The following is a 24,989-nucleotide window of genomic DNA, read 5'->3' as shown; positions in this document are numbered from 1 at the left end:
TTCCCTCCCCCTTCGATGGGGGAGGGGCAGGGGTGGGGGTGACACCGCCGGCGGGCCTTGGCTCGGCCGCGCAGGATCACCAACCGCCGCTGTCACCCCCATCCCCGACCCTTCCCCCATCAAGGGGGAAGGGGGAGTCTTGCCTATGACCGCCGTCGCCTCTCCAGACGAATGCCGCGACTTCCTGGCCGCCAACCCGCAGGTGAAGTTCGTCGAGGTGTTCTTCACCTCGATGACCGGGGTGCCGCGCGGCAAGCGGTTGCGGGTGCACGAACTGCAGGCGATCTACGACTACGGCCGGTTCCTGCCCGGCTCGATCCTGGTGGTCGACACCGTGGGGGCCGACTGCGAGGAGACGGGCCTGGTCTGGGAAGACGGCGACGCCGACCGCCGCGCGCGGCCCGTGCCCGGGACCCTGACCCTGGCCCCGTGGCTGGGCCCCGACGTCGCCCAGGTGATGCTGTCGCTGTACGAACTGGACGGGACGCCCAACGATCTTGATCCGCGCCACGTGCTGCAACGAGTGCTCGACCGCTACGCCGCCGACGGCCTGACGCCGGTCGCGGCCTGCGAACTGGAATACTACCTGGTCGACATCGAGCGCGGGCCCGGCGGCGAGCTCCTGCCCGCCAAGTCGGTGCTGACCGGCCAGCGACCGACCGGCATCCAGGTCTATGGCCTGCCGGAGCTGGAGGCCAACGCCCCGTTCCTGCGCGAACTGTGGGACACGGCCGACGTGCTCGGGGTGCCGCTGGAAGGGGCGATCTCGGAGTTCGCCCCGGCCCAGGTGGAGCTGACCCTCAAGCACAAGCCCGACGCCCTGCGGGCCGCCGACGACGCGGTGCTCTACAAGCGCGCCGCCAAGGGAGTGGCCCTGCGCCACGGCTGCGAGGCGACCTTCATGGCCAAGCCCTGGGCCGACAAGGCGGGCAACGGCTTCCACGTGCATGTGAGCTTCAACGACGGCGACGGAAACAACCTGTGCGCCGCCGAGGATCCGGAAGGATCAAGCCTGCTCAAGCACGCCATCGGCGGCATGAAGGCGCTGCTGGGCGAGGGCATGGCGATCCTGGCGCCCAACGCCAACAGCTATCGCCGCTTCAAGGCCAATAGCTACGCGCCCGTGGCTCCGACCTGGGGCGTCAACAACCGCACGGTTTCCCTGCGCGTGCCGGCGGGGCCTGCGCCGACGCGGCACGTGGAGCACCGCGTGGCCGGGGCCGATGGCAATCCGTACCTGGTGATGGCGACGCTGCTGGCGGCCGCCCACCACGGCATCACCAACAGGATCGATCCGGGCCCGGCGGTGGTCGGCGACGGCTATGCCGCCGCGGCCAAGGAGAACGTGCGCCTGCCGTCCAACTGGTTCGCCGCCGTCGACCTCTTCGAGAAGTCCGACGTGCTGGCCGACTACCTGGGCGCGCGCTTCGTCGAGATGTTCGTCTCGGTGAAGCGCACCGAGCAGGCACGGTTCTTCGAGGTGGTCGGACAGCTCGACTATGACTGGTATCTGCGCAACGCCTGACGGCGGGACGCCAGGAGTAAGGCTTTAGGTTGAACCGGCGGCGGGGAAGGGGCCTCGTCCGCTTCATGCGAACGAAAGAGGGAGTTTCGAGGCCATGAGCACCAACCACTTCCGGGGGGCCTCGCGCCGCTCGCTGCTGACCGCGTTCGGCGCGGCGGCCATCGGCCTGTCGTTCACCGCCTGCGGCGAGAAGCCCGCGCCGTCGGAGGGCGGCGAAGAGGCCAAGCTGAACTTCTACAACTGGGACACCTATATCGGCGAAACCACGCTGGGCGACTTCAAGAAGGCCAGCGGCGTCGACGTGAACATGAGCCTGTTCGCGACCAACGACGAACTGTTCGCCAAGCTGAAGGCGGGCAATCCGGGTTTCGACGTCATCGTGCCGTCCAACGAGTTCGTCACCCGCATGGCCCAGGCCGGCATGCTGGAGGCGCTGGACCACGCCAAGGTCCCCAACATCAAGAACATCGACCCGACCTTCATGAACCCGGACTTCGACCCGGGCCGGAAGTTCTCGCTGCCCTATACCTGGCTGGTGCTGGGCATCGGCTATCGCAAGAGCAAGGTCAAAGGCGTTCCCGACAGCTGGAAGTGGCTGTTCGACAGCAACCAGTACGCCGGCAAGATCGCCCTGCTGTCGGAAAGCGCCGACCTAGTGCGCCTGTCGGCCAAGTACCTGGGCCATTCGGTCAACGACATCCCGGCCGACATGCTGCCGAGGATCGAGCAGATGCTGATAAAGCAGAAGCCGTTCGTGAAGGCCTTCCACGACGACAACGGCCAGGACCTGCTGCTGTCGGGCGAGGTGGACGTCGTGCTCGAATACAACGGCGACATCGCCCAGGCGATGAAGGACGACGACGACGTCGACTTCGTGGTGCCCAAGGAAGGCAGCCTCATCAATTCGGACTGCCTGTGCATCCCGAAGGGCGCGCCGCGTCCGAACAACGCCCACAAGTTCATCAACTACCTGCTGGACGCCCAGGCCGGCGCCGAGATCAGCAAGACGATCCTCTATCCGACGCCCAATGCGGCGGCCAAGGCGCTGATGCCGGACGACTACAAGAACAATCCGGTGATCTTCCCGCCCGCCGCCATCATGGCCAAGTGCGAGTATGGGGCCTTCGAGGGGGCGGAGAAGGCCAGCCTCTACGAGGAGATCATCACCCGCGTGCGGGCGGCGTAAGCGCGCCGGTGATCCTCCCCCTCTGGGGGAGGTGGCCCGGAGGGCCGGAGGCGGGACGTTTTCAGCTTCCGCTGAGCGTCTCGCCTTCGCAGCTACACCCCCCTCCGTCGGCTTCGCCGACACCTCCCCCAGAGGGGGAGGATCTTGGAGCTCCGTGAAAATGGAACAGAGCTGGAAGAAGGCCAAGGCGGTGTTCGCCGCCGCGCTGGGACCGCCGCTGGTCTGGCTGGTGGTGTTCTTCGTCGCGCCGATGGCGATCGTCTGGGCCTACAGCTTCGGTCACAATGTCGGGCTGACCGAGATCTCGTTCACCGGCACGATCGCCAACTACGCCCGGGCGCTGGAGCCGCTGTACCTGAAGATCTTCGTCAAGTCGGCCTGGGTGGCGGCGCTGACGACGGCGCTGTGCCTGGTGATCGGCTTCCCGGTGGCCCTGGCCATCACCTTCGCTTCGCAGAAGGCCAAGACCTGGCTCCTGCTGCTGGTCATGCTGCCGTTCTGGACCAACCTCCTGATCCGCACCTATGCGCTGATCGCGGTGCTGCGGACCGAGGGCTACGTCAACCAGACCTTCGAGTGGTTCTGGAACATCGGCGCCAAGGTCGCGCCGCTGGGCGCCTACCAGCCGCTGGAACTGCTGCACAACAATTTCGCGGTGATCCTGGGCCTCGTCTACGTGCACCTGCCGTTCATGGTGCTGCCGCTCTATTCGGCGCTGGACCGGCTGGACAAGTCGCTGCTGGAGGCCAGCCTCGACCTCGGCGCCGGGCACCTGCGCACCCTGTTCCGCATCGTCGTGCCGCTGGCCCTGCCGGGTATCGCCTCGGGCATACTGATAACCTTCATCCCGGCGCTGGGCGCCTATCTGACGCCCGACCTGCTGGGCGGCCCCGACAGCCAGATGATCGCCAACGTCATCGAGCGCCAGTTCAAGCGCGCCAACGACTGGCCGTTCGGCGCGGCCCTGTCTTTCCTGCTGATGTACCTGACCTTCATCGCCATCGCCGTGCAGGCGCTGCTGTCGAAGGGCCGGAAGAAGGAGGGCGTGGGATGAGCTCGCCGCTTCTTTCTTCTCCCTCCCCCTTTGATGGGGGAGGGGCAGGGGTGGGGGTGACCCCGTCGGCGGGCCTGGGCCCGGCCGCGCCACATCCTGAAACGCCGCTGTCACCCCCATCCCCGGCCCTTCCCCCATCGAGGGGGAAGGGGGAGGTTTTCCGATGACCAAGCGCGCTCCGCCAGGTCCGCTTGAATACCTGCGCCGCTGGCCGATCCGGCTGTGGCTGCTGGCGGTGGGGGTGTTCCTCTATGCGCCGCTGATCGCCCTGATGGCCTTCAGCTTCAACGACAGCCGGCGCAACATCGTCTGGAAGGGCTTCACGCTCAAATATTACGAGAAGGCCTTCAACAACGACGGCCTGATCGAGGCCTTCGCCAACAGCCTGACGATCGCGGCGGTCTCGACCGTGCTCAGCGTGGTGCTGGGCGCCATGGTCGCCCTGGCCCTGTGGCGGTTCCGCTTTCCGGGCAAGACGGTGGTGGACGGGGCGCTGGCCCTGCCGATCGTGGTGCCCGAGATCTGCATGGGCGTGGGCATGCTGGTGTTCTTCGCCAAGGTGCTGCCCTGGCCGCAGGGCCTGGTCTGGCCGTTGAACCTGGGGGCGATCATCATCGCCCACGTGACCTTCTCGTTCCCGTTCGTGGCGGTGGTGGTGAGGGCCCGCATGGCCAGCTTCAACCGCGAGCTGGAGGAGGCCGCGCGCGACCTGGGGGCCGGCGAGTTTCGCACCATCAAGGATGTGATCCTGCCGCACATGACCCCGTCGCTGGTGGCCGGGGCCTTGCTGGCCTTCACGCTGAGCCTCGACGACTTCGTCATCACCTTCTTCACGGCGGGCCCCGACACCGTGACCTTCCCGGTGAAGGTCTATTCGATGGTGCGCTTCTCGGTGACGCCCGAGGTCAACGCCGCCTCGACCATCCTGATCGTGCTGACCGTGATCCTGACCGCCGTGGCGCTGAAGCTGCAGGGCGATCCGGCGGCGACGGCCGGGGCGCATGGGGGGGATGGGAAATGAGTGCGCGGGAAACCCCCTCAGTCGGCTTTGCCGACAGCTCCCCCAGAGGGGGAGCATCTGCTCGGCATAGATCCTCCCCCTCTGGGGGAGGTGGCCCGGAGGGCCGGAGGGGGCCTTGGCCGCTGACGTTTTCGGGGGGAATGACGAAGTGACCGAAGCCAAATCCATCATCACCTTCGAGAACGTCACCAAGCGCTTCGGCAAGCTGGCGGCGGTCGACAACGTGTCGCTGAGCATCCGGGAGGGCGAGTTCTTCGCGCTCTTGGGGCCGTCGGGCTGCGGCAAGACCACCCTGCTGCGGATGCTGGCCGGGTTCGAGACGCCGACCGAGGGGCGGATCCTGATCGACGGCCAGGACATCTCGAACGTGCCGCCCAACAAGCGGCCGGTGAACATGGTGTTCCAGTCCTACGCGGTGTTCCCGCACATGACGGTGGCCGACAATGTCGCCTACGGCCTGAAGGTCGACCGGGTGAGCAAGGCCGAGCGCGACCGGCGGGTCGAGGAGGCGCTGGAGCTGGTGCAACTGGGCGGCCTTGGCCAGCGCAAGCCCGACCAGCTGTCGGGCGGGCAGCGGCAGCGGGTCGCCCTGGCCCGGGCGCTGGTCAAGCGGCCGCGGGTGCTGCTGCTGGACGAGCCGCTGTCGGCCCTGGACGCCAAGCTGCGCGAGCAGATGCGCACCGAGCTGTGCACCCTGCAGGAGAAGGTGGGCATCACCTTCATCATGGTCACCCACGACCAGGACGAGGCCCTGGCGCTGGCGACGCGCTGCGCGGTGATGAGCAAGGGGCTCTTGCAGCAGGTGGCCGCGCCCAACGACCTCTACGAGTTTCCCAACAGCCGCTTCGTGGCCGACTTCATCGGCAGCGTGAACCTGTTCGAGGGCGTGCTGGCGGTGGACGAGCCGAGCCACGCGGTGATCCGTTCGCCGGGGCTGCCGACCGACATCTTTCTCGACCACGGCGTGACCGGTCCGCGCGGCGGCACGGTGTGGGCGGCGATCCGGCCCGAGAAGATCGAGCTGCACAAGCGCCCCGACGACGGCGAGCCGCCGAACATGGGCGACGCGCCCAAGGGCACCAACGCGGTGGCGGGCGTCATCCGGCACGAGGCCTATCTGGGCGGGGTGTCGACCTACGAGGTGGAAATCGAGGGCGGCCGCCGCGTGAAGGTGCAGCGCCCCAACCTGACCCGCTGGGACCAGGAGGACTTCCGGCTGGGCGAGGCGGTGTGGATCGCCTGGCACGCCTGCTCGCCGGCGGTGCTGCTGTCGTGAGCACGCCCGCACATTTCCCCTCCCCCTTGATGGGGGAGGGGCCAGGGGTGGGGGTGGTTGCGGCGCTGGCGGCTGCGCCAGGTCCTGACGCGCTGTCACCCCCATCCCCGACCCTTCCCCCATCAAGGGGGAAGGGAGGAGACTGCTGATGCGACCCGTCGCCGGCGTCATCTGCTGCACCCGCACCGTCGGGATCGAGCCGGCCCAGGCGGTGATGAACCGCTATGTCGCCGGCGCGATGAAATACGCCGACGCCGCGGCCCTGCTGGTGCCGTCGATGCCGGGGCTGATGAAGGCCTCGGAGGTCGCCGCCCGGCTGGACGGCCTGATGCTGACCGGCAGCCCGTCGAACCTCGACCCCGCCTTCTACGACGAGGCGGTGGACGACGCGCCGGGGCCGTTCGACCGAGATCGCGACGTCATGACCCGGGATCTGATCAAGGCCATGCTGGATCTGGGCCGGCCGGTGTTCGGGGTGTGCCGGGGCTTCCAGGAGATCAACGTCGCCTTCGGCGGCACCCTGCGGCGCGACATGGCGACCAGCGCCGAACTGATCGCCCATCATGCGCCCGACGAGGTCGACTTCGCCGGCATGTTCGACCATCGCCACCCGGTCGACCTGACCCCCGGCGGGGTGCTGGCCACGGCGTTCGGGACCGAGCGGGCGGTGGTCAATTCGGTGCACTACCAGGGTGTCGACCGGCTGGGCGAGGGCCTGGCGGTCGAGGCTCGGGCGCAGGACGGCGTCGTCGAGGCGGTGTCGGCCAGCGTGGGCGGCGCGCCGGTGCTGGCCGTGCAGTGGCATCCGGAATGGAAGCCGGAGGAGAACCCTCAGAGCCAGGTGTTCTTCCAGCTGTTCGGCCAGGCGCTGCGCAAGGAATTCCCCTCCCCCTCGATGGGGGAGGGGGCAGGGGTGGGGGTGACTGCGGCGGTTCGGCCCGAGCCATGACCTGACACGCTGTCACCCCCATCCCCGACCCTTCCCCCATCAAAGGGGGAAGGGAGAAAAAAGAAAGTCATCGAGGAAGAGCAACCATGACCGCCCCCCTCCGCAACCACGACATCGCCGAGCTCAAGCGCCTGGACCTGGCTCACCACCTGCCGGCCCAGGCCGATCACAAGGTCATCGCCGAGCAGGGCGGCAGCCGCATCATCACGCGGGCCGAGGGCGTCTACATCCACGACGGCGAGGGCCACCGGATCCTCGACGGCATGGCCGGGCTGTGGTGCGTCAATGTCGGCTATGGCCGCACCGAGCTGGCCCAGGCGGCCTACGACCAGATGCTGGAGCTGCCGTACTACAACACCTTCTTCAAGACCGCGACGCCGCCGCCGATCCAGCTGGCGGCCAAGATCGCGCAGAAGATGGGCGGGCATCTTTCCCACGTCTTCTACAACTCGTCGGGGTCGGAGGCGAACGACACCGTCTTCCGCCTGGTGCGCCATTACTGGAAGCTCAAAGGCCAGCCGAGCCGCACGGTCTTCATCAGCCGCTGGAACGCCTATCACGGCTCGACCGTGGCCGGCGTGTCGCTGGGCGGCATGAAGCACATGCACCGCCAAGGCGACCTGCCGATCGCCGGCGTCGAGCACGTGATGCAGCCCTACCTGTTCGGCGACGGCTTCGGCGAGGATCCGGCCGCCTTCCGCGACCGGGCGGTCAAGGCGATCGAGGACAAGATCCTCGAGGTCGGGCCCGAGAACGTCGCGGCCTTCATCGGCGAGCCGGTGCAGGGGGCGGGCGGGGTGATCATTCCGCCGGACGGCTATTGGCCGGCGGTCGAGGCCCTGTGCCGCAAGTACGGCATACTGCTGGTCTGCGACGAGGTGATCTGCGGCTTTGGCCGGCTGGGCGCGTGGTTCGGCCACCAGCACTACGGGATCAAGCCCGACCTGATCGCCATGGCCAAGGGGCTGTCGTCCGGCTACCTGCCGATCTCGGCCGTGGGCGTGGCCGACCACATCGTCGCCGAGCTGCGCGAGAAGGGCGGCGACTTCATTCACGGCTTTACCTATTCGGGCCATCCGACGGCGGCGGCCGTGGCGCTGAAGAACATCGAGATCATGGAGCGCGAGGGGCTGGTCGAGCGTACGGCCACCGAGACCGGCCCCTATCTGGCGCAGGCGCTGGCGTCGCTGAACGACCATCCGCTGGTGGGCGAGACCCGCTCGCTTGGCCTGATCGGCGCGGTCGAGATCGTGCGCGAGAAGGGGACCAACCATCGCTTCCTCGACAAGGAGGGCGAGGCGGGACCGATCGTGCGCGACCTGTGTATCAAGAACGGCCTGATGGTGCGCGCCATCCGCGACAGCATCGTCTGCTGCCCGCCGCTGATCATCACCAAGGCGCAGATCGACGAGCTGGTCGGCATCATCAGGAAGTCGCTCGACGAGGCCGAGCCGGTGCTGCGGGCCCTGAAGCCGAAGGAGGGCGATGCGTGAGTATCGCCTCAGTCCGGCCCGCGCGCGCCGTGTCGGACTTCCAGGATCCAGATGGCGTCCTCGCGAACCTGGTATCGGATCAGGTAGGGAGGGACGACAGCCAATTCTCGCCGGCCGCGGCTTATCGTTCGGCCTCGATCGGAATTGGTCTCGAGAGCGTCGCCCGCCGCAATGAGGCGGTGAGCCAAGCGTTGGGCTGCGATCGGACTATGCTGGCTGACAATGTAAGCCACGACGGCTTCGATGTCGGCCAGCGCCCTGTCGGTTCAGATCACTTCCGCCACGAATACGGGGTCGGCTTCTGGTCCGGCGTGCCGACCGTCTTGAGCCACTCGCGCATGCGCTCGTGCGGAACGCCGCGACCGGCTTCGACGTCGGCGTCGGCCGCCGCTTCGGCGCGGCGTTCAGCCTCGTCGTCGACGATGTCGAAGATGGCGGGATCGGGCTCGGCCATGCCCAACACTATCACGGACACCGCCTGAGCGGAACGCCGCCGCCAAGCGTTACAATTCTCAATCAGCCCAAACTTCAGCAAGCGCGAGGAGCGCCCTCATGAAGCCCAAGCATAAGAAGAACCACGACGGTCCGAAGGTCACCCGGGGGGTAAAGACGCTGGACGAGGCCCAGGCCTGGTTCCGCAGTCAGAACATCGAGGAGATCGAGTGCGTCGTGCCCGACCTGGCCGGCGTGGCGCGCGGCAAGATCATGCCGGTGCGCAAGTTCCTGGGGACCCCTTCGATGAACCTGCCGCTGGCGGTGTTCTACCAGACCATCACCGGCGACTTTCCCGAGTTCGAGGGGGCGGTGAACGCGGTGCAGTCGGACACCGACATCTTCCTGACCCCGGACCTGGCCACCCTGGCCACCGTGCCCTGGGCCCAGGACCCGACCGCCCAGGTGATCCACGACGCCTTCCACCCCGACGGCCGGCCGGTGGAGGAGAGCCCCCGCCAGGTGCTGCGCCGGGTGCTGTCGCTGTACCGCGAGAAGGGCTGGAGCCCGATCGTGGCGCCGGAGATCGAGTTCTATCTGGTCGAGAAGAACATCGACTGGGACTATCCGCTGAAGCCGCCCGTCGGCCGGTCGGGCCGGCCCGAGAGCGGCCGCCAGGGCTATTCGATCAGCGCGGTCAACGAGTTCGACGCCCTGTTCGAGGACATGTACGAATATTCCGAGCGCCAGGGCCTGGAGATCGACACCCTGATCCACGAGAGCGGGGTGGCGCAGATGGAGATCAACCTGCGCCACGGCACGCCGCTGGAGCTGGCCGACCAGGTGTTCATGATGAAGCGCACCATCCGCGAGGCGGCGATGGAGCACGACATCTACGCCACCTTCATGGCCAAGCCGATGGCCGGCGAGCCTGGCAGCGCCATGCACGTGCACCAGTCGATCCTGACCGAGGACGGCGACAACCTGTTTTCGGATCCGAAGACCGGCGAGGCGACGCCGTCCTTCTACGCCTTCATCGCCGGGCAGCAGCGCTATCTGCCGGCGATCATGGCCATTCTGGCGCCCTACGTGAACAGCTATCGCCGCATCGCCCGCGACAGCGGCGCGCCGGTCAACACCCAGTGGGGCTACGACAACCGCACCTGCGGCCTGCGCGTGCCGCCGTCCGATCCGGCCAATCGCCGGGTGGAGAACCGCATCCCCTCGTCGGACGCCAATCCGTACCTCGCCATCGCCGCGGTGCTGGCCTGCGGCTATCTGGGCATGACCCAGAACCTGGCCCCCACGGCGCCGGTGGAGATCGACGCCGGCGCCCGGGGCATCGAACTGCCGCGCAGCCTCCTGGAGTCGGTGACGCTGTTCGAGGAGGCCAAGGCCCTGACCGACATCCTCGGCGCCACCTTCTGCACGGCCTACGCCCGGGTGAAGCAGGCCGAGTACGAGACCTTCATGCGCACCATCAGCCCCTGGGAGCGGGAGTTCCTGCTGCTGAATGTTTAGCGCCATGCAGCCCTTCCCCCTTGATGGGGGAAGGTGGCCGCCCTCGGGTCGCGCGAAGCGCGCGCCCAAGGATAAACTCCGCGGTCGGATGGGGGTGAACGCGAAGCGTTCTTTGCCGGGCCTCGGCCGCTTCACCCCCATCCCCGACCTTTCCCCCATCAAGGGGGAAGGGAGATGCTGAATACCGGCCACCCCTCAACTTCGTGGTATGCGGCGACCGCGACGCCGTTCGACCCATTGCCGGCCCTCGACGGCGACGCCACGGCCGACGTCTGCGTGGTGGGCGCGGGCTATACGGGCCTGGGCGCGGCGCTGGAACTGGCTTCGCGCGGGGTGTCGGTCGTGGTGCTGGAGGCGGCCCAGGTCGGATCCGGCGCCTCGGGCCGCAACGGCGGCCAGGTGCACATGGGCCAGCGCAACGACCAGGCCTGGCTGGAGAAGACGGTCGGCCGCGACGACGCCCTGGCGCTGTGGAAGATGGCGCTGGACGCCCGCTCGCACCTGTCGACGGTGATCGCCGAGCACGCCATAGCCTGCGACTTCGCGCCGGGCATGATCCACGCCCGTCACAAGCCGGGCGGGGAAGGTGAGGATCTCGACCACATCGAGTTCATGGCCGCCCGCTACGGCTATCACGAACTGGAGCCGATCGACGAAGACGCCCTGACCGAGGAGCTGGGCACGGGGGTCTATCACGGCGGGACGCGCGACAATGGCGGCGGCCACCTGCATCCGCTGAACCTGGCCCTGGGGCTGGCGCGGGCGGCGCTGACCAAGGGGGCGATGATCTTCGAGCGCAGCCGCGCCCGCGTCTGGCGGCGCGAGGGCGGAAGGATCGTGGTCGAGACCGCGGCCGGCCGGGTGCTGTGCGACCAGCTGATCCTGACCGGCGACGGCTACCTGGACGAACTGGCCGGCGGCGAGGCTCGCTCCCGGGTGATGCCGATCAACAATTTCGTGCTGGCGACCGAACCGCTTTCCGGGCCCTTGGGCGAGCGCGCCGAGACGATCATCCGCTCGAACGCCGCCGTGGCCGACAGCCGCTTCGTCGTGAACTATTTCCGCAAGAGCCCGGACGGCCGGCTGCTGTTCGGCGGCGGCGAGAACTATCGGCCGGGCTTCCCGCCGGACCTGCCGGGCTTCGTGCGCCGGCACATGCTGAAGATCTATCCCGGCCTGGCCGACGTGGCGGTGACCCACGCCTGGGGCGGGACGCTGGGGATCACCGTGCACCGCTCGCCCTTCGTGCGCGAACTGGCGCCGGGCGTGCGGGTCGCGGCCGGCTATTCGGGGCAGGGGGTGATGCTGGCGCCGTGGTTCGGCAAGCTCCTGGCCGATGCGGCCCTGGGCGAGACCGGCGGGGTGGAGCTGCTGTCGCGCCTGCCGACCCCGCCGTTCCCGGGCGGCCGCCTGCTGCGCTGGCCGCTGACGGTGGCGGGTCTTTCCTGGTACGCGCTGCGCGACCGGCTGTAGGGGCGGGCCTCATTCAGGCCCCGTGCATGGTCCTCGTCCTTCGACAGGCTCAGGATGAGGACCGGTTACAGGCCAGGGCGATAGAAAAACCTCATCCTGAGCCTGTCGAAGGACGAGGTTTTCGTCTCAAACGGCCTTGGACTTCGCCCGCAGCGACAGGCAGTAGCCGATCGTCACCACCAGCCCGGCCAGGATCGCGCCGCAGCCGCCAAGCACCGCCACGTCCGCCGGCGCGAACGCCCAGAGGCCGGCATAGACCAGCCCGCTCAGCGCCATCGACCAGCCGCCGACCCGGTGGACCCGCCGGGCCCAGGCGACGGGGACGAAGCGCTTGGGCATGCGGTTGCCGAACCAGGCGACCATCAGGCCGATGGCCCCCATGACCAGCCGGTTGACGGTGTCGGTGTCGATATAGCCGAGCTTGCGGGCCAGGCTGGCGGCCAGGGCCAGGACGACGATGCCGACGCCCCAGGCCAGATCGGCGATCACTTCCTTCTTCATTCCGCAACCTCCTGCTTGGACGCCAAGGCCTGCTCGCCGACGCCGAACGAGTGGACGAAGCCCAGCAGCGCCTCTTCGAGCACCGAGAGCTTCAGGTGGTAGATCACCGACTTGCCGGCTTTCTCGGCGTGCACGAGGTCGGCTTCCCGCAGCACCGCGAAGTGCGCCGACATGGTCGGCTTGGAGACGTCGAACTGGTCGCTCAGTTCGCCGGCGCTCAGCGGCCCCTTGCGCAGGAGCTGCAGCACCCGCCGGCGGGTGGGATCGGAGAGGGCCTTGAATACCTGGCTCATGATGAGATGATTAGCTAATCGTCGAAATGAGTCAAGCGGCGGCTGGCTTCGACGGGCGCGTCGCGCTAACACCGCGCCATGGCGCGAACCAAGCTGAACCCTGAATTCGAGATCGAGGTCGACGGCGAGACCTATGTCTGGCGGCTGCAACGCACGCCCCACTGGTCCAAGGACCCGACGGAACGGCACGGCATGGCCATCGCCGTGCACCACGTCGAGGGCAAGCGCGAGGTCGTCATCGAGTTTCCGCCCGGCGAGCAGCCCCGCTACGGCGCGCCGCAGCTGAAGACCGAGCAGGTGCCCAAGAAGCTGGTGGCGACCGCGATCGCCTCGGCCGTGGCGGCCGGCTGGGAGCCCTGGTCGCGCGGCAAGCCGGTGATCATCGCCGTGGACGAGACCGGGGCCTGAACTGAACCCTCTCTCTTGGAGAGAGGCAGGGACCCGCCGCGAAGCGGTGGGAGGGTGAGAGGTTTCACCCTTGGCAGCAAGGTTACCGACAATAGGCCGTCATCCCGGGCGGAGCGCAGCGGAGACCCGGGACCCAGGGGCCGCCGCAATGCGTCGGGATCCGCTGGGGCGCTTGAATTGGCGGCCATGCCCAGTCCCCTGGGTCCCGGATAAGCCCTGCGGGCTTTCCGGGATGACGAGGGTTGATGAGGGAGGGGGAGCGGCGACGGCCGCTTCGTTGGCAGGTCGAGCATCTCAACGCCGATCCGCCCTCGCCCGATTGACACCCGCCTTGCACCGCCCTCCGATGCTCGTCTTAGAGAGCGTCGCGGGGTTGCATGCAGGGGCAGGTTTCGGAGCCGACGGGCAGTCTGGCCGATGCGCTGGGCCACGCCATGCGCCTGCTGTCGCGTGATCCGGGGCTGGCGCGCGAGCAGGCTATGGCGATTCTGGAAGCCGTTCCCGGTCATCCCGGCGCCACCCTGATCCTGGCCGCGGCCCTGCGGCTGTCGGGCGACGCGGCAGGCGCGCTGGCGGTGATCGCCCCGCTGTCGCGCGGCCTGGCCCAGGCGCCGGACGTGCAGCTGGAGCACGGCCTCGTCCTGCTGGATCTGGGGCGAACCCAAGAGGCGGCGGCGGCGCTGCGGCGGGCGACGGCGCTGGATCCTGACCTCGGCGAGGCCTGGCGCGGGCTGTCGGTGGCCCTGACGGTGCTGGGCGACCTGGTCGGCGCCCAGGCGGCCGGCGACCGCCAGGTGAGGGCCTCGGTGCGCGAGCCGGCGCTGATCGCGGCGGCCTCGGCCCTGGTCGAGGGCAGGCTGCCGGAAGCCGAGCACGGCCTGCGGGCCTATCTGAAGGCCCGGCCCGACGAGCCGTCGGCGCTGCGGATGCTGGCCGAGGTGGCCGCGCGGCTGGGCCGCTACGAGGACGCCGAGCGGATCCTGACGCAGACCCTGGCCTTCGCGCCGGGCTTCACGGCCGCGCGGCACAACCTGGCGACCTTGCTCTATCGCCAGAACAAGACCCTCGAGGCGCTGGCCCAGCTCGACCTGCTGCAGGCCGCCGACCCGCGCCACCCGGCCTATGCCAACCTGCGCGCCGCGGCCCTGGTGCGGATCGGCGAGTACGAGGCGGCGACGGCGATCTATCGCGAGGTGCTGGCGCGTCACCCCCACCAGCCCAAGGGCTGGATGAGCTATGGCCATGCGCTGAAGACCCTGGGCCGCCGGGCCGAATGCGAGGCCGCCTACCGCAAGGCCGTCGAGCAGGCGCCGATGCTGGGCGAGGCCTGGTGGAGTCTGGCCAATCTCAAGACCCTGCGGTTCTCCGACGACGACTTCGCCGTCATGGAGGGCCAGCTGGCGAGCGACGACCTGGCCGACGAGGACCGCTTCCACCTGCACTACGCCCTGGGCAAGGCGCTGGAGGACGCCGGTCGGTACGAGGAGAGCTTCGGCCACTACGCCCGCGGCGCGGAACTGCGCCGTATCCAGATCCGCTACGACGCCGACGAGACCACGGCCCATGCGGCGCGCAGCAAGGCGCTGCTGACGCCGGCCTTCTTCGCCGAGCGCCGGGGCTGGGGGGCGGCCGCGGCCGATCCGATCTTCGTCGTCGGCCTGCCGCGTTCGGGCTCGACCCTGATCGAGCAGATCCTGGCCAGCCACTCGCAGGTCGAGGGCACGATGGAGCTGCCCGACGTCATCGCCATCGCCAAGCGGCTGGGCGGCAGGCGAGGCGAGGGGCTCTATCCCGAGGCGCTGGCGACGCTGGACGCCGACGCCCTGCGGGGGCTGGGCGAGGAGTATCTTGAGCGCACGCGGGTGCAGCGCAAGACCGACCGGCCGTTCTTCGTCGACAAGATGCCCAACAACTTCGCGCACGCCGGGCTGATCCACCTGATGCTGCCCAATGCGAAGATCATCGACGCGCGCCGCCATCCGCTGGGCTGCTGCTTCTCGGGCTTCAAGCAGCACTTCGCGCGGGGCCAGACCTTCAGCTACGGCCTGGAGGACATCGGCCGCTACTACGCCGACTACGTGGACCTGATGGCGCACGTCGACGCCGTGCTGCCGGGGCGCGTGCACCGGGTGATCTACGAGGCGATGGTCGAGGATCCGGAAGGGGAGATCCGCCGGTTGCTGGACCATTGCGGCCTGCCGTTCGAGGCGACATGCCTGGATTTCCACCAGAACGATCGCGCCGTGCGCACCGCCAGCTCCGAACAGGTGCGCCAGCCGATTTTCAAGGACGGGGTCGACCAGTGGCGCAACTATGAGCCGTGGCTCGGTCCGCTGAAGGCGGCGCTGGGGCCCGTCCTGGCCGCCTATCCGGACGCGCCTGTTATTTGACCACCGGAAGACGGCGCTGCCGTTTTTGCAACAGTCCGGTGAATTGCGCGACCGCCAAGCTTTGCCGGATTGTCGGACTCACGACATTGGAAGAACGTCGTTCTCTCTGGGGCCAAGGAGTGAACACGTGTCGATTAGGCGTTCAAAAACAATGCGGTCGGGCCTGCTGGTCACGGCCCTGATGTCGAGCAGCGCGCTTTGTGGGGCCGCGCTGGCGCAGGAAGGCGGGGTGGCCCTGGAAGAGGTGGTGGTCACCGCCCAGAAGCGCTCGGAGAACCTGCAGGACGTGCCGGTCAGCATCCAGGCGCTGGGCCAGGCCAAGCTGGAGCAGCTGGAGGTCGCCGACTTCGCCGACTACGTGAAGTTCCTGCCCAGCGTGTCCTTCCAGGGCTCTGGGCCGGGCTTCAACCAGGTCTACATGCGCGGCGTGGCCAGCGGCGGCGACGGCAACCACTCCGGCTCGCTGCCCAGCGTGGGCATCTATCTGGACGAGCAGCCGATCACCACGATCCAGGGCGCGCTCGACGTCCACGTCTACGACATCGAGCGGGTCGAGGCGCTGGCCGGGCCGCAAGGCACGCTGTACGGCGCAAGCTCCCAGGCCGGCACCATCCGCATCATCACCAACAAGCCCAGCACCTCGGGCTTCAAGGCCGGCTACAACATCGAGCTCAACAAGGTCGAGGCGGGCGGCACGGGCTACGTGGCCGAGGGCTTCGTCAACCAGCCGCTGTCGGACACGGTGGCCGTGCGCATGGTCGGCTGGAGCAAGCGCGACGCCGGCTATATCGACAACGTGCCCTCGACGCGGACCTATCCGACCTCGGGCGTGACCATCGACAACGACGGCGTCACCAAGAAGAACTACAACGAGGTCGAGACCCACGGCGCCCGCGCGGCGGTGAAGGTCGAGCTGGGCGAGAACTGGACGATCACGCCCCAGGTCATGGGCCAGGTGCAGAAGGCGGGCGGCTTCTTCGGCTTCGACCCCGACATCGGCGACCTGAAGGTCAGCCACTACTATCCGGAAAGCTCGGACGACCGCTGGTGGCAGGCGGCGATGACCGTCGAGGGCAAGATCAGCAACCTCGACATCGTCTATGCCGGTTCGTACCTGCAGCGTACGACCGACACCGAGCAGGACTACACCGACTACTCGTACTTCTACGACACGCTGTACGGCTACGGCGCGTACTGGACCGACGACGCCGGCAACCCTGTGGACCCGTCGCAATACATCCAGGGCAAGGACCGCTACAACAAGATCAGCCACGAACTGCGGATCAGTTCGCCGCAGGAGAAGCGCCTGCGCTTCGTCGCGGGCCTGTTCTACCAGCGCCAGGCGCACGGCATCCACCAGGACTACAAGATCGACGCCCTGGGCGAGTCGCTGTCGCCGTCGGGCCATCCGGGCACAATCTGGCTGACCGAGCAGAAGCGCGTCGACCGCGACAAGGCCGCCTTCGGCGAGGTGTCGTTCGACATCCTGCCCAACCTGACGGCCACGGCCGGCATCCGCTTCTTCGAGGCCGACAACTCGCTGGTCGGCTTCTACGGCTACGGCGCGGGCTACGGCTCGACGGGCGAGCGGGCCTGCTTCAAGGGGCCGGTGATCTCCGGCTCGCCCTGCACCAACCTCGACAAGCGGGTGAAGGAGACGGGCAACACGCCCAAGCTGACCCTCACCTACAAGATCGACCCGGCCAAGCTGGTCTACGCGACCTATTCGGAAGGCTACCGGCCGGGCGGCATCAACCGTCGCGGCACGCTGCCGCCCTACCTGTCGGACTACCTGAAGAACTACGAGCTGGGCTGGAAGACGAGCTGGGCCCAGAACCGCTTCCGCTGGAACGGCGCGGTCTATCTGGAGAAATGGAACAAGTTCCAGTTCTCGATCCTGGGGGCCAACGGCCTGACCGAGATCAAGAACGCCAACGAGGCCGAGATCAAGGGCGCGGAAACCGACCTGACGATCGCGGTCGCCGAGGGCTTCACGGTCAACGCCGCGGCCGCCTACACCGACGCCAAGCTGACGGCCAACTACTGCGGCGAGACCGACAGCGCCGGCGTGCCGATCACCGACTGTCCGGTCGGTTCGGCCGGGTTCCCCGACGGTCCGCAGGCCCCCAAGGGGACGCGGCTGCCGATCACGCCGAAGTTCAAGGCCAACCTGACCGCCCGCTACGAGTTCGACTGGAAGGACTTCGACGCCTTCGTGCAGGCCTCGGCGGTGGGACAGACCTCGTCCTATTCCGACCTGCGGACGGTCGAGGCGGCGATCCTGGGCAAGCAGCAGGGCTACGTCACCTTCGACGTGTCGTCGGGCTTCGCGCGCGACAGCTGGTCGCTGTCGGCCTTCATCACCAACCTGACGGACGAGAGGGCCAGCGTCAGCCGGTTCGTGCAGTGCGCCGAGGCGGTCTGCGCCGACAAGGTCTATGTGATCCCCAACCAGCCCCGGACCTTCGGCCTGCGGTTCGGCCAGAAGTTCTGATCGACGATGGAGCACGCGCCGCCTCCGCCTCGCGGCGGTGGCGGTTGCGCGTCCACGGCGGGGGTGAAAGCATGGCCATATGAGCAGTCCTTCGCCCAAGGCCCTCGGCTTCTGGATGTGCAGCGCCCTGGTCGTGGGCAACATGATCGGCTCGGGCGTGTTCATGCTGCCCGCATCGCTGGCCCCCTACGGCTGGAACGGCGTGCTGGGCTGGATCGTCACCATCGCCGGCGGCCTTTGCCTGGCCTTCGTCTTCGCCCGGCTGTCGGCGGCCCTGCCGCGCGAGGGCGGGCCCTATGCCTATACCCAGGAGGCGTTCGGGCGGACGGCGGGCTTCGTCGTGGCCTGGGCCTACTGGATCTCGCTGTGGGTGGGCAACGCGGCCATCGCCACCGGCGCGGTCAGCTATCTGTCGGTCCTGGTCCCGGCCATCGCCAAGACGCCGGGGCTGCACGCCCTGGTCACCCTGGCTTTGATCTGGGGCCTGATCGGGGTGAACTGCCTGGGCGCGCGCCTGGCTGGCGAGGTGCAGGTGGTGACCACGGTGCTCAAGCTGCTGCCGCTGGCGGCGGTGCTGGGCCTGTCGGCCTGGCTGCTGGGCCGCGACGGCGCCGCCGCGATCTCCGCCCCGCTGGATACGGCGCAACTGGGCGGCCCCGGCCTGGTCGCCGCCTCGGCCCTGACGCTGTGGGCGTTGCTGGGCCTGGAGTCGGCCACCGTGCCGGCCGACAAGGTCAAGGACCCGGCCCGCACCATCCCGCGCGCTACCCTGTTCGGCGCGGCCTTCACCGGCGTCGTCTACCTGCTGGTCTGCTCGGCGGTGGTGCTGCTCTCGCCCCCCGACGCCCTGACGGCCTCCAACGCCCCGATGGCCGAGTTCATCGGCCGGTTCTGGGGCTCTGGCGCGGCCATGGCCGTGGCCGCCTTCGCCGCCGTCAGCGCCTTCGGGGCCCTGAACGGCTGGGTGCTGCTGCAAGGCGAGATGCCCTACGCCATGGCCAGGGGCGGGGTGTTCCCGGCCGCGCTGGCCAAGTCGTCCAGCCGCGGAACGCCGGTGCGGGCGCATCTGGTCTCGGGCCTGTTCCTGACGGTGCTGGTCGGGATCAACTACGCCAAGTCGATGGCCGACCTCTTCACCTTCATCGCCCTGCTGGCGACCACGGCCTCGCTGTTCACCTATCTGGCCTGCGCCCTGGCGGCGCTGAAGCTGCAAAAGGACGGGCTGGTTCCCGGCTCGCGGCTGCTGACCGTGGTGGCGATCCTGGCCGGGCTCTACGCGGTCTTCACCCTGTTCGGGGCGGGCAGGGAGGCCGTGATCTGGGGCCTGGTGCTGCTCGCCGCCGGCTTGCCCGTTCACCTGCTGATGCGCCGGGCGGCGCGCCCCTGAGGACCGTTTCATGATCCTGCGCTCGATCCTGGCCGCCGGCGTCGCCGGTCTGGCGCTGCTGGCGGCGGGCGCCGCCGTCGCGCAGGTCTCCTATGTTCGGGCCGGCCGGCTGGTCGATCCGGTCGCCGGCAAGGTCTCGACCGACCGGCTGATCCGCATCGAGGGCGAGCGGATCACGGCGGTGAGCGCCTGGGCCGGCGCCCCGGCCGACGGCCCCGTGCGCGACTGGTCGGGCCTGACCGTGCTGCCCGGCCTGATCGACATGCACACCCACATCGTCGACCAGGAGCAGACCGAGAACATCGCCGAACCGCTGCTGACTACGGCCGCCGAGCAGGCCTATATCGGCGCGGCCCATGCCCGCGCGACGCTGATGGCCGGCTTCACCAGCGTGCGCGACGTCGGGACCTGGCGGGCGTTCGGCGACGTCGCCCTGCGCGACGCCATCGACAAGGGCCTGGTCCCGGGGCCGCGCATGTCGGTGGCCGGGGCCTATGTGACGACGCCGGGCGGGGGCGGGGAGGTGACCGGCATCGCCGCCGATGTCGGCATCCCGGCCGAGATGCGCCGTGGAGTCGTGCAGGATGTCGCCGATACCCACCGGAAGACGCGGGACATCCTGGTGCACGGCGCCGATTTCCTGAAGCTGATCGCCACCGGCGCGGTGCTGACCGTCGGCACCGAGCCGGGCCAACTGGAGCTTTCCAAGGAAGAGATCGAGGCCGCCGTCGAGGAGGCCGCCAAGCGCGGGACCTACGCCACCGCCCACGCCCACGGGGCCGAGGGGATCAAGGTCGCCGTGCGTGCGGGCGTACGCTCGATCGAGCACGGCTCGCTGATCGACGACGAGGGGATCGCCCTGATGAAGGCCAGGGGCGCCTGGCTGGTCGCCGACATCTACAACGGCGACTACATCGACGAGATCGGCACGAAGAACGGCTGGCCGGCCGAGACCCTGCGCAAGAACCGCGAGACCACGGACGCCCAGCGCGAGGGCTTCCGCAAGGCGGTGAAGGCCGGGGTGCGCATCGCCTATGGCACCGACGCGGGCGTCTATCCGCACGGGCTGAACGCCCGTCAGCTGCCCTACATGGTCCGCTATGGCATGACGCCGATGCAGGCGATCCAGTCGGCGACGACCAGCGCCGCGGCATTGATGGGCAAGGAAAAGGACGTCGGGTGCGCCCAGGCCGGCTGCTATGCCGACCTGATCGCGGTGGCGGGCGATCCGCTGGCCGATGTCGGCGTGCTGGCCGATGTGGCCAAGGTGATGAGGGGCGGCGTCGTCCACAAGGGCGAGGTGTTGCCGCAGAATTAACCGTTTTACCGCTGGCGCGGGTCGTGCATTGTGCGCCGCAACTCAATGTTGCTGTGCAGCATTGAAACAGCTGTCGTGAAGCGGTCCGTGGGGGAAAGCTGGCGTCAGCCTCGATGCAGGAGCCTCCCCATGGCCGACTCGAACCACTACTACGTCCGTCCCGTCGCCGGCGTCTGGCACGTGACCTGGAACGACTCGCCCGAACTGATCGGGTCCTACCCCTGCCAGCCGGAGGCCGTCGCCCTGGCCCAGCTGCTGGCCCGCCACATGACGAGCCAGGGCCGCCACGCCGAAGTGCACGTGGCCGAGCCTGAAGCCCGCCGCCCGAGCTGGGGCCGCAAGGGCCTGGCCGGCGCCGCCGCCGTCGCGGCCTGATCCTTCCATTCGAATCTAGGCCGACTTGAAGCCGCTCCGATCCGTCGGGGCGGCTTTTTCTTGTCTTGGCTCCTCCCCGCCTGCGGGGGAGGGGGACCACGAAGTGGTGGAGGCGGCGAGACTGGGCGCCGCGCCGGCCGTCGCCCCCTCCGTCACGGCGCCGATGGCGCCGCGCCACCTCCCCCGTTTTACGGGGGAGGAGCTGGGGTTCAGCGCAGCCACGCGCCGGCCGCCGTCTCCAGCGCCCGCACCGCCTCGGCGGCCGAGAACGTGCTGGCGTCCAGGCACAGTTCCAGCCACAGCCCGTCGACCATGGCCGTCAGGGCGATCGCCGCCAGCCGCCGGTCGCGCGCGCCACAGTCGGCCAGCAGGGTTTCCAGCCGCGCACGATAGGCGGCGTAGGACTGGGCGTGGATGGCGGCGATACGCGGCTTGGTCTTCACCAGCCCCCAGAAGCCGATCCAGGCGGCCAGCAGGTCGGGATCCAGCACCGGCGGCGCGAAACTGGCCGCCAGATAGGCCGAGAGGCGCGCGCGGGGATCGTTTCCGGCGCTCGCCACGGCGGCTTCCAGAGCCGCGTCGATCCGCTGGTCCACCGCCTCGTAGGCGGCGGCGATCAGGTCGTCGACGCCCTCGAAATAGTGCCGCAGCAGCCCGGCCGAGACGCCGGCCTCGGCGCAGATCGTCCGCACCGAGGTTCCCGCCACGCCCTCGCGGGCCAGCACGGCCTCGGCGGCGGCGACCAGGGCCTGGCGGCGGACGTCGGGGGCTTCGCGGGTGAAGGGGGCGCGGGTCAGGGGAGGACCCCCTCAGTCGCTCCGCGACAGCTCCCCCAGAGGGGGAGCATCTGGAGGGCGCGAACCCAGATCCTCCCCCTCTGGGGGAGGTGGCCCGGAGGGCCGGAGGGGGAGCTCACCACCCCTCCGGCGGCCGCGGCAGGCGGCTCTCGGGGATCAGCGCCCGCAGCTTGCGGCCGAAGCTGCGCAAAGACACCTCGCTGGTCGCCAGAGGCCCGGCGGTGAAGGTGCGCGAGGCCATGCCCTGCTGGACGCGGGCGACCAGTTCGGTGTCCTCGGCGTTGACCTGGCGGTTGATGCGCCAGTTCAGGTATCGCGCGGCCTTCATCTCGCGCCGCTCGTCGGGCAGGGCGTAGGCGATCTCGCGGATCATGGTCCGGCCGGCCGAGACCGGGATGAACTGCATGAAGTCCACCTGGTCGGGATAGATGTCGAAGGCGAAGTTCGGCCAGAGCTTGAAGTAGGTCCACAGCCGCTTGCGATCGCCCGGCAGGTGCGGAACGTCGGGCAGGACGTGCTGATACAGGCGCTCGGACGGGTTGTTCGACGGCTCGTCGATCAGCTGGCCCCACATCTTGTCGACGAAGGTCTGCGCCTCGACGCCATAGCCCTTGCCGAACAGGCGGGTCAGGCCTGGGTGGGCGACGGGGATGTGCAGGCCGTCGGAGTAGTTGTCGCTGATGTTCTTCCAGTTGACGTCGCGGGGGCGCAGGGTGACGCGGCCGAAGGGCTGCAGGTCCTCGAACCGGTAGTGGGCGACCTCGTGCTCGTAGGGGGCCATCATGTCCGCCACCGAGGGGCCGTCTCCCTCCAGGCGCACGAAGACGAAGCCGCGCCAGATCTCGGTGTCGAGCTTCGCCAGCCCTTCCTTGGCCATGTCGAGCGCGGGATAGTCGTCGCGCATCGGCACGCCGATCAGCCGGCCTTCCAGGTCGTAGGTCCAGGCGTGGTAGGGGCAGACGATGCGGCCGCAGCGGCCGGTGGGCCCGTCCAGCAGCCGCGCGCCCCGGTGTCGGCAGACATTGGCGAAGGCCCGCGCCCCGCCGTCCTTGCCGCGCACCACGACCAGGCTCTCGCCCACGAAGTCGAAGGTGTGGAAGTCGCCGGCCCTGGGAATGTCGTTGAGGTGGCAGACGATCTGCCACGACGGCCGGAAGACCTTGTCCTGCTCCTCGCGGAAGAACCGCTCGGAGCCGTAGATCCAGCCGGGCAGGCCCCAATTCGATTGAGGATCGGCGGAGAGGGGGTCGTGGTTGGGTATCGTGTTCATCCCAGCACCTCGCCAGCAAGAGCGCGATCCCTCCCCCTTTGATGGGGCAGGGGCAGGGGTGGGGGTGACAGCGTTTCCGGAAGAGGCGCCGTGTCGATGACGGCAGCCGCCGTGGTCACCCCCATCCCCGGCCCTTCCTCCATAGAGGGGAAAGGAAGCGCGCGCGTCTTCATCACCGCCCCACGACCGCCAGTTTCACCGCCGTGGCGAAGTCCTTGTCGCGCAGGATCTCGCGGGCGGCGTTGCGGCCGGGATTGCCCGAGACGCCGCCGCCGGGGTGCGTGCCCGCGCCGCACATGTAGAGGCCCTTGATCGGCGCACGGTGGCTGGCGTGGCCCAGCAGCGGGCGGGCGGCCCACAGCTGATCCAGGCTCATGTGGCCGTGCATGATGTCGCCGCCGATCAGACCGAACTTTCGTTCGAGATCCAGCGGCGACAGGATCACGCGGCCCAGCACCGAGGCCTTGAAGTTGGGAGCCCACCTGTCGACCGTGTCGATGATCAGGTCCGCGGCCGCCTCGCGCTCGTCGTCCCAGCCCCGGCCGTCCGGCAGGGTGGGGGCGAACTGCTGGCAGAACAGGCTGGCCACGTGCTGGACGGGCGGGGCCAGGCTGGTGTCGAGCGTCGAGGGGATCAGCATCTCGACGATCGGCGCGCGGCTCATGCCGCCCGCCTTGGCGTCGCGATAGGCGGCGTCCATGTAGTCGAGGCTGGGAGCGATGACGATCCCGCTCTGGTGATGTTCGGCGACGGCCTTGCCGGGCAGGGACGTGAAGTCCGGCAGCTCCGACAGGGCGACGTTCATGCGGAAGGTGCCCGAGCCGTTCTTGTAGCCGTCGATCGCCTTGCGGAAATCGGCCGGCAGGGCCGAGGGCGGCACGAGTTTCTTGTAGAGCAGGGCCGGATTGACGTTGGCGCTGACGATCGGGGCCATGATCTGGCGGCCGTCGACCAACTGCACGCCCACAGCCTTTCCGCCGTCGACATGTACGCCTTCGACGGGGGCGTTCAGCAGGATCTCGACTCCGGCCTTGTCGCAGGCTTTCGCCATGGCCTGGGTGATCGCCCCCATGCCGCCGACCGCGTGGCCCCAGGCGCCCTTCTTGCCGTTCACCTCGCCGAAGGTGTGGTGCAGCAGCACATAGGCCGAGCCGGGCGTGTCGGGGCTGGCGTAGTTGCCGACCACGGCGTCGAAGCCGAAGGCGGCCTTGACCGGCTCGCTCTCGAACCAGCCATTGAGGAAATCGCGGGCGCTCTTGGTGAAGAGGTCGAGCAGGTCGCGCTTGCGTTCGCGCGACAGCATGGCCAGGCGTCCGCCCTGGCGCAGGGCCCGCAGGATGCCCGGCAGGCCGTCGCCCAGGTTGGGCGGGGTTTCCTGGGCGAGATCGCGCAGCACGTCGCCGATCTCGTCGAGCATGGCGTAGTAGGCCGGCAGGATCTCGGCGTCGCGGCGGCTGAACTTGCGGAACTCGGCTTGGGTGCGCTCCAGGCCGCCGCCGAGCTTCAGGTGCTTGTCGTCGCTGATGGGCAGGAAGTTGGAGATCGGCCGTTCCAGGAAGGTCAGGCCAAACCCGTGCAGGTCCATGTCGGCGATGACCCGCGGATTGAGCAGGCTGACCGTGTAGCTGGCCACCGAGTTGCGGAAGCCGGGATGGAACTCCTCGGTCACGGCCGCCCCGCCGACCACGCCGCGCGCCTCGCAGACGGTGACCTTCATCCCGGCCCTGGCCAGGTAGAAGGCGCAGACGAGGCCGTTGTGGCCTCCGCCGATGATCACGGCGTCACGGGTGTGGGTCATCGTCTCTCTCCCAGGAGGCGGCTGGGAA

General features: G+C 68.9%; 22 protein-coding genes. 15 read left to right on the top strand and 7 right to left on the bottom strand.

Translation table 11 applies throughout. From position 1 onward, the window contains the following. The first annotated feature begins 145 nt into the window (after positions 1–145). From ACODR1_RS06430 to ACODR1_RS06400, 7 genes are all read left to right on the top strand, one after another. A complete protein-coding gene (locus ACODR1_RS06430; RefSeq protein ID WP_488879702.1) occupies positions 146–1,525 on the top strand; it encodes a glutamine synthetase family protein in 1,380 nt (459 codons plus the stop codon). Between the two features lie 94 nt (positions 1,526–1,619). Next, positions 1,620–2,711, top strand: a complete 1,092-nt coding sequence (locus tag ACODR1_RS06425; RefSeq protein ID WP_116565033.1) for an ABC transporter substrate-binding protein — start codon at positions 1,620–1,622, stop codon at positions 2,709–2,711. 160 nt (positions 2,712–2,871) lie between these two features. Next, positions 2,872–3,765, top strand: coding sequence for an ABC transporter permease (locus tag ACODR1_RS06420; protein ID WP_488879701.1), 894 nt, complete (start codon positions 2,872–2,874; stop codon positions 3,763–3,765). Positions 3,766–3,928: 163 nt separating this feature from the next. Further along, positions 3,929–4,786, top strand: a complete 858-nt coding sequence (locus tag ACODR1_RS06415) for an ABC transporter permease (RefSeq protein WP_488879700.1) — start codon at positions 3,929–3,931, stop codon at positions 4,784–4,786. Between the two features lie 148 nt (positions 4,787–4,934). Continuing rightward, entirely contained in the window at positions 4,935–6,062 is a 1,128-nt protein-coding gene (locus ACODR1_RS06410) for an ABC transporter ATP-binding protein (protein ID WP_488879699.1), read from the top strand. Positions 6,063–6,210: 148 nt separating this feature from the next. Further along, positions 6,211–7,011 carry a gamma-glutamyl-gamma-aminobutyrate hydrolase family protein gene (locus tag ACODR1_RS06405; protein WP_488879698.1) on the top strand — a complete coding sequence of 267 codons (801 nt, stop codon included), beginning with the start codon at positions 6,211–6,213 and terminating at the stop codon, positions 7,009–7,011. 86 nt (positions 7,012–7,097) lie between these two features. Beyond that, a complete protein-coding gene (locus ACODR1_RS06400; RefSeq protein ID WP_488879697.1) occupies positions 7,098–8,504 on the top strand; it encodes an aspartate aminotransferase family protein in 1,407 nt (468 codons plus the stop codon). Positions 8,505–8,512: 8 nt separating this feature from the next. Here the strand turns inward: ACODR1_RS06400 and ACODR1_RS06395 are convergent, their stop codons facing one another. Together ACODR1_RS06395 and ACODR1_RS06390 are read right to left on the bottom strand one after the other, a co-directional pair. Next, on the bottom strand, positions 8,513–8,758 hold the full coding sequence (locus ACODR1_RS06395; RefSeq protein ID WP_488879713.1) for a type II toxin-antitoxin system RelE/ParE family toxin: 246 nt from the start codon (positions 8,756–8,758) through the stop codon (positions 8,513–8,515). Positions 8,759–8,775: 17 nt separating this feature from the next. After that, entirely contained in the window at positions 8,776–8,958 is a 183-nt protein-coding gene (locus ACODR1_RS06390; RefSeq protein WP_488879696.1) for an antitoxin, read from the bottom strand. Positions 8,959–9,056: 98 nt separating this feature from the next. Between ACODR1_RS06390 and ACODR1_RS06385 the strand changes: the two genes are divergently transcribed. Then, the gene (locus tag ACODR1_RS06385) at positions 9,057–10,457 is read left to right on the top strand and encodes a glutamine synthetase family protein (RefSeq protein ID WP_277793839.1); all 1,401 of its coding nucleotides are present in this window, start codon (positions 9,057–9,059) and stop codon (positions 10,455–10,457) included. Between the two features lie 174 nt (positions 10,458–10,631). Beyond that, the gene (locus ACODR1_RS06380) at positions 10,632–11,930 is read left to right on the top strand and encodes an NAD(P)/FAD-dependent oxidoreductase (protein WP_488879695.1); all 1,299 of its coding nucleotides are present in this window, start codon (positions 10,632–10,634) and stop codon (positions 11,928–11,930) included. A gap of 126 nt (positions 11,931–12,056) precedes the next feature. On the opposite strand, the gene ACODR1_RS06375 is transcribed toward ACODR1_RS06380, so the two are convergent. Together ACODR1_RS06375 and ACODR1_RS06370 are read right to left on the bottom strand one after the other, a co-directional pair. Then, entirely contained in the window at positions 12,057–12,431 is a 375-nt protein-coding gene (locus ACODR1_RS06375) for an SdpI family protein (RefSeq protein ID WP_488879694.1), read from the bottom strand. Continuing rightward, the gene (locus ACODR1_RS06370; RefSeq protein ID WP_488879693.1) at positions 12,428–12,724 is read right to left on the bottom strand and encodes an autorepressor SdpR family transcription factor; all 297 of its coding nucleotides are present in this window, start codon (positions 12,722–12,724) and stop codon (positions 12,428–12,430) included. The genes ACODR1_RS06375 and ACODR1_RS06370 overlap by 4 nt, the downstream gene beginning before the upstream one ends. Before the next feature lie 78 nt (positions 12,725–12,802). Between ACODR1_RS06370 and ACODR1_RS06365 the strand changes: the two genes are divergently transcribed. The 6 genes from ACODR1_RS06365 (at position 12,803) to ACODR1_RS06340 (ending at position 21,096) form a co-directional block, all read left to right on the top strand. Next, positions 12,803–13,132: a hypothetical protein gene (locus ACODR1_RS06365; RefSeq protein WP_488879692.1), complete on the top strand. Its 330-nt coding sequence runs from the start codon at positions 12,803–12,805 to the stop codon at positions 13,130–13,132. A gap of 377 nt (positions 13,133–13,509) precedes the next feature. Then, positions 13,510–15,522 carry a sulfotransferase gene (locus ACODR1_RS06360; protein ID WP_488879691.1) on the top strand — a complete coding sequence of 671 codons (2,013 nt, stop codon included), beginning with the start codon at positions 13,510–13,512 and terminating at the stop codon, positions 15,520–15,522. A gap of 151 nt (positions 15,523–15,673) precedes the next feature. After that, positions 15,674–18,016, top strand: coding sequence for a TonB-dependent receptor (locus ACODR1_RS06355; protein ID WP_488879690.1), 2,343 nt, complete (start codon positions 15,674–15,676; stop codon positions 18,014–18,016). Between the two features lie 79 nt (positions 18,017–18,095). After that, complete coding sequence (locus ACODR1_RS06350; protein WP_488879689.1) at positions 18,096–19,403, top strand: APC family permease; 1,308 nt, start codon at positions 18,096–18,098, stop codon at positions 19,401–19,403. Between the two features lie 10 nt (positions 19,404–19,413). Then, a complete protein-coding gene (locus ACODR1_RS06345) occupies positions 19,414–20,721 on the top strand; it encodes a Xaa-Pro dipeptidase (RefSeq protein WP_488879688.1) in 1,308 nt (435 codons plus the stop codon). 129 nt (positions 20,722–20,850) lie between these two features. Then, complete coding sequence (locus ACODR1_RS06340) at positions 20,851–21,096, top strand: hypothetical protein (protein ID WP_488879687.1); 246 nt, start codon at positions 20,851–20,853, stop codon at positions 21,094–21,096. Positions 21,097–21,305: 209 nt separating this feature from the next. Here ACODR1_RS06340 and ACODR1_RS06335 read toward each other — a convergent pair whose 3' ends face one another. The 3 genes from ACODR1_RS06335 to ACODR1_RS06325 all read right to left on the bottom strand — a co-directional run bounded on the left by ACODR1_RS06335 (position 21,306) and on the right by ACODR1_RS06325 (position 24,961). Next, positions 21,306–21,893 (bottom strand): TetR/AcrR family transcriptional regulator, encoded by a 588-nt coding sequence (locus ACODR1_RS06335; protein WP_488879712.1) that lies wholly within the window; start codon positions 21,891–21,893, stop codon positions 21,306–21,308. Between the two features lie 115 nt (positions 21,894–22,008). Further along, entirely contained in the window at positions 22,009–23,163 is a 1,155-nt protein-coding gene (locus ACODR1_RS06330; protein WP_488879686.1) for an aromatic ring-hydroxylating oxygenase subunit alpha, read from the bottom strand. Positions 23,164–23,335: 172 nt separating this feature from the next. Beyond that, positions 23,336–24,961: a phytoene desaturase family protein gene (locus ACODR1_RS06325; protein ID WP_488879685.1), complete on the bottom strand. Its 1,626-nt coding sequence runs from the start codon at positions 24,959–24,961 to the stop codon at positions 23,336–23,338. Positions 24,962–24,989: the final 28 nt, after the last annotated feature.

The organism is Caulobacter sp. FG7, assembly GCF_057808875.1.
The sequence above is the reverse complement of the archived record's forward strand: the minus strand, read 5'-3'. Positions and strand labels throughout refer to the sequence as shown.